Raw genomic sequence first — 1660 nt, forward strand, 5'->3', positions numbered from 1 at the left:
GCCAGGCCTCAGCATTTTATTATGGTGATCCCCTGGGCGAAATGCGCCTGGTAAGCAGAGTTTTTGAAATGTAAGGCCTTTGAATAAGACAAAAGGCTGCCTCATCGCTAACTTTGCAACAGTGCCATTTTAAGCGTTATGCTAAGCCCAGGAAGCCGCAGGATCTTTTGAACCACAACTGCATTAACGTCCGCTATTCTGATACGAGTGGATTGTACGCCTGGGAATTCGAGAAAGATGCTCAGAAATTCAGTCTGAAAGTCAAAGGGCAATATATTGCGAACAGCACGATTCATCAGCTCGATGCAGCATTAGACGGGCTGGGGATTGCCTATATTCCCGAGTATGTTGCAGATGGATATATCAAAAGCGGCAAGCTGATTGCTGTTCTGACCGAGTGGTGTCCATATTTTGACGGCTACCATATTTATTATCCTCACCGCCGACAGGATTCTCCTGCGTTTATGGCTTTTCTGCAAGTTTTGCGTGACAGGTACAATAATGGAATAAGATAAATTTATGAGTAAAGGATTATGTCCACGATAAGCACCTGGGTCGATTCCTGGGAGGCGGCCATGAGGGTAGGGAAGCGCCGTCCCGTCAAGTCAGCGTAATGCTCTGCCAGTGTTACAACCAATTAACCAATTCTGATTAGAAAAACTCATCGAGCATCAAATGAAACTGCAATTTATTCATATCAGGATTATCAATACCATATTTTTGAAAAAGCCGTTTCTGTAATGAAGGAGAAAACTCACCGAGGCAGTTCCATAGGATGGCAAGATCCTGGTATCGGTCTGCGATTCCGACTCGTCCAACATCAATACAACCTATTAATTTCCCCTCGTCAAAAATAAGGTTATCAAGTGAGAAATCACCATGAGTGACGACTGAATCCGGTGAGAATGGCAAAAGCTTATGCATTTCTTTCCAGACTTGTTCAACAGGCCAGCCATTACGCTCGTCATCAAAATCACTCGCATCAACCAAACCGTTATTCATTCGTGATTGCGCCTGAGCGAGACGAAATGCGCGATCGCTGTTAAAAGGACAATTACAAACAGGAATCGAATGCAACCGGCGCAGGAACGCTGCCAGCGCATCAACAATATTTTCACCTGAATCAGGATATTCTTCTAATACCTGGAATGCTGTTTTCCCGGGGATCGCAGTGGTGAGTAACCATGCATCATCAGGAGTACGGATAAAATGCTTGATGGTCGGAAGAGGCATAAATGCCGTCAGCCAGTTTAGTCTGACCATCTCATCTGTAACATCATTGGCAACGCTACCTTTGCCATGTTTCAGAAACAACTCTGGCGCATCGGGCTTCCCATACAATCGATAGATTGTCGCACCTGATTGCCCGACATTATCGCGAGCCCATCTATACCCATATAAATCAGCATCCAGGTTGGAATTTAATCGCGGCCTCGAGCAAGACGTTTCCCGTTGAATATGGCTCATAACACCCCTTGTATTACTGTTTATGTAAGCAGACAGTTTTATTGTTCATGATGATATATTTTTATCGGCACTGTTGCAAATAGTCGGTGGTGATAAACTTATCATCCCCTTTTGCTGATGGAGCTGCACATGAACCCATTCAAAGGCCGGCATTTTCAGCGTGACATCATTCTGTGGGCCGTACGCTGGTACT

General features: G+C 44.9%; 2 protein-coding genes. One reads left to right on the plus strand and one right to left on the minus strand.

Features of this window, described 5'->3' with window-relative positions:
• The first annotated feature begins 113 nt into the window (after window positions 1-113).
• The gene (locus FTT92_RS16560) at window positions 114-515 is read left to right on the plus strand and encodes a LysR substrate-binding domain-containing protein (protein ID WP_001183556.1); all 402 of its coding nucleotides are present in this window, start codon (window positions 114-116) and stop codon (window positions 513-515) included.
• Window positions 516-651: 136 nt separating this feature from the next.
• Here the strand turns inward: FTT92_RS16560 and FTT92_RS16565 are convergent, their stop codons facing one another.
• The gene (locus FTT92_RS16565) at window positions 652-1467 is read right to left on the minus strand and encodes an APH(3')-I family aminoglycoside O-phosphotransferase (protein WP_000018323.1); all 816 of its coding nucleotides are present in this window, start codon (window positions 1465-1467) and stop codon (window positions 652-654) included.
• Between the last annotated feature and the right edge of the window lie 193 nt (window positions 1468-1660).

Origin of the sequence: Acinetobacter sp. YH12023, from assembly GCF_013420135.1 — a bacterium.
Taxonomy (GTDB): Bacteria; Pseudomonadota; Gammaproteobacteria; order Pseudomonadales; family Moraxellaceae; genus Acinetobacter; species Acinetobacter amyesii.